Origin of the sequence: Clostridium sp. AF36-4, from assembly GCF_003435975.1 — a bacterium.
GTDB lineage: Bacteria > Bacillota > Clostridia > Lachnospirales > Lachnospiraceae > Eubacterium_F.
Genome location: NZ_QTVH01000023.1, coordinates 1 through 3,223, shown reverse-complemented (window position 1 = coordinate 3,223; position 3,223 = coordinate 1). Strand labels below are relative to the sequence as shown.

1 tRNA gene and 1 rRNA gene (1 of these 2 cut by a window edge) are annotated in these 3,223 nt (G+C 50.4%); both read right to left on the bottom strand.

Annotation, left to right across the window (positions count from 1 at the left end):
- Window positions 1-55, bottom strand: a tRNA-OTHER gene (locus tag DW005_RS13880) (it extends 63 nt beyond the left edge of the window).
- An 83-nt stretch (window positions 56-138) separates the two neighbouring features.
- Window positions 139-3,031 (bottom strand): 23S ribosomal RNA (locus DW005_RS10885).
- Window positions 3,032-3,223 lie beyond the last annotated feature (192 nt).

Here is a 3,223-nt window from a genome sequence, read left to right as displayed (position 1 = left end):
GAACCTACAACAACTCGGTTAACAGCCGAGTGCTCTACCATTGAGCTATCGAGGAATAGTACTCCATAAAGGAATTTATGAAAGGTAAAAGTTAGTACCTTCAAAACTACACATTGATGTTTCTCTCTTTGAACCAACAAGGTCAAGCCTTCGACCTATTAGTATCCGTCAGCTCCATACATTACTGCACTTCCACCTCGGACCTATCTACCTCGTCGTCTTCAAGGGGTCTTATTGACTTATTGTCAGGGATATCTTATCTTGAGGGGGGCTTCACGCTTAGATGCCTTCAGCGTTTATCCCGTCCCGGCTTGGCTACCCGGCTATGCATTTGGTAATACAACCGGTACACCAGAGGCCAGTCCACCCCGGTCCTCTCGTACTAAGGGCAGCTCCTCTCAAATATCCTACGCCCGCGCCGGATAGGGACCGAACTGTCTCACGACGTTCTGAACCCAGCTCGCGTACCGCTTTAATGGGCGAACAGCCCAACCCTTGGGACCTACTACAGCCCCAGGATGCGATGAGCCGACATCGAGGTGCCAAACCACTCCGTCGATGTGAACTCTTGGGAGTGATAAGCCTGTTATCCCCAGGGTAGCTTTTATCCGTTGAGCGATGGCAATCCCACTTTCATACCACCGGATCACTAAGTCCTAGTTTCCTACCTGCTCCACCCGTCGGTGTCGCAGTCAAGCTCCCTTCTGCCTTTGCACTCTTCGAATGGTTTCCGACCATTCTGAGGGAACCTTTGAGCGCCTCCGATACCCTTTCGGAGGCGACCGCCCCAGTCAAACTCCCCGCCTGACATTGTCCCCCAGCCGGTTCACGGCTGATGGTTAGAAATCCAATACTACAAGGGTGGTATCCCAACATTGACTCCTCTGCAACTGGCGTCACAGATTCACAGTCTCCCACCTATCCTGTACATGCAGTACCGAATCCCAGTATCAAACTAGAGTAAAGCTCCATGGGGTCTTTCCGTCCTGGCGCGGGTAACCAGCATCTTCACTGGTATTTCAATTTCACCGGGTGCATTGTCGAGACAGCGTCCAAATCATTACGCCTTTCGTGCGGGTCGGAACTTACCCGACAAGGAATTTCGCTACCTTAGGACCGTTATAGTTACGGCCGCCGTTTACTGGGGCTTAAATTCGCACCTTCGAGGCAAGCCTCTAAGCACTCCTCGTAACCTTCCAGCACCGGGCAGGCGTCAGCCCATATACTTCACCTTTCGGTTTCGCATAGACCTGTGTTTTTGCTAAACAGTTGCTTGGACCTATTCTCTGCGGCCTGATTCCTCAGGCACCCCTTCTCCCGAAGTTACGGGGTCATTTTGCCGAGTTCCTTAACAATGCTTCTCCCGTCGGCCTTAGGATTCTCTCCTCATCCACCTGTGTCGGTTTACGGTACGGGTCCGTACAAAACAATAGCGGCTTTTCTCGACGGCTGGCTCACCTGCTTCGCTACCCTTTGGTTCGCTCCACATCACGTCTTCCCATTGATAAGGGGATTTGCCTCCTTATCAGGTACCTCGCTTGTCCCGGTCTTTCCATTCCCGGGTCAGGCTTTCCACCCGTGTCCCCACAGTTCTGTTTATACGGAGTACAGGAATCTCCACCTGTTATCCATCGACTACGACTTTCGTCCTCGCCTTAGGTCCCGACTTACCCAGAGCAGATCAGCTTTACTCTGGAAACCTTAGATATTCGGCCGTAAGGATTCTCACCTTACTCTCGCTACTCATTCCGGCATTCTCTCTTCCTAAAAGTCCACAGCTCCTTTCGGTACTGCTTCGTTCCTTTAGCAATGCTCCCCTACCAACATTTCTGTTCCTAAGCTTCGGTGTCATGTTTTAGCCCCGGACATTTTCGGCGCAGGACCTCTCGACTAGTGAGCTATTACGCACTCTTTGAATGTATGGCTGCTTCTGAGCCAACATCCTAGTTGTCTTCGAAGTCCCACATCCTTTTCCACTTAACATGTACTTTGGGACCTTAGCTGTAGGTCTGGGCTGTTTCCCTCTCGACTACCCAACTTATCTCGTGCAGTCTGACTCCTGAGCATCGGCAACATGGCATTCGGAGTTTGATAGGCTTTGGTAAGCTTTGACGCCCCCGCGGCCATTCAGTGCTCTACCTCCATATGTCTAACTCAAGGCTAGCCCTAAAGCTATTTCGGGGAGAACCAGCTATCTCCGAGTTCGATTGGAATTTCTCCGCTACCCACACCTCATCGCCACCTTTTTCAACAGATGTGCGTTCGGTCCTCCACCGCCTTTTACAGCGGCTTCAACCTGGACATGGGTAGGTCACCCGGTTTCGGGTCTATGTCTGCTGACTTGGCGCCCTATTAAGACTCGGTTTCCCTTCGGCTCCGGACTTTTCGTCCTTAACCTTGCCAGCAACCATAACTCGCCGGACCGTTCTACAAAAAGTACGCGGTTCCACTCATATGGTGGTTCCACAGCTTGTAAACACAGGGTTTCAGGTTCTCTTTCACTCCCCTCCCGGGGTTCTTTTCACCTTTCCTTCACAGTACTATGCGCTATCGGTCACTAAGGAGTATTTAGCCTTACGGGGTGGTCCCCGCTTGTTCCCACAAGGTTCCACGTGTCTCGTGGTACTCTGGATCCTGCTGCCTGTAATCAGATTTCACGTACGGGGCTTTCACCCTCTCTGGCTGGCTTTCCCAAAACCATTCTGTTATCCTCTTACAATGACGTATGCAGTCCGAACCCCGGATTGCACGCAATCCGGTTTGGGCTCTTTCCCGTTCGCTCGCCGCTACTTAGGAAATCACTGTTGTTTTCTCTTCCTCCGGCTACTTAGATGTTTCAGTTCACCGGGTTCCCTCTATATGGCTATGTATTCACCATACAGTGACAGGAGTTTCTCCTGCCGGGTTTCCCCATTCAGAAATCTACGGGTCAATGGATATTTGCTCCTCACCGTAGCTTATCGCAGCTTATCACGTCTTTCTTCGGCTCTTAGTGCCAAGGCATCCACCCTGCGCTCTTGTTCGCTTGACCTTTTGTTCCAGTGCATTAGCGATAATACACCGGCACGGTTCTTGAGAGATGAATGCATGATTACAAAGTAATCATACTTCTTGGTTCTCGTTCTAAAGAATAGATTCTTTAAATCGGTAAAATTGATGTCTTTGATTGTCTTTTGACAATCGATGTCTTCAATCTTTTTCAATGTGTAGTTTTCAAGGTACT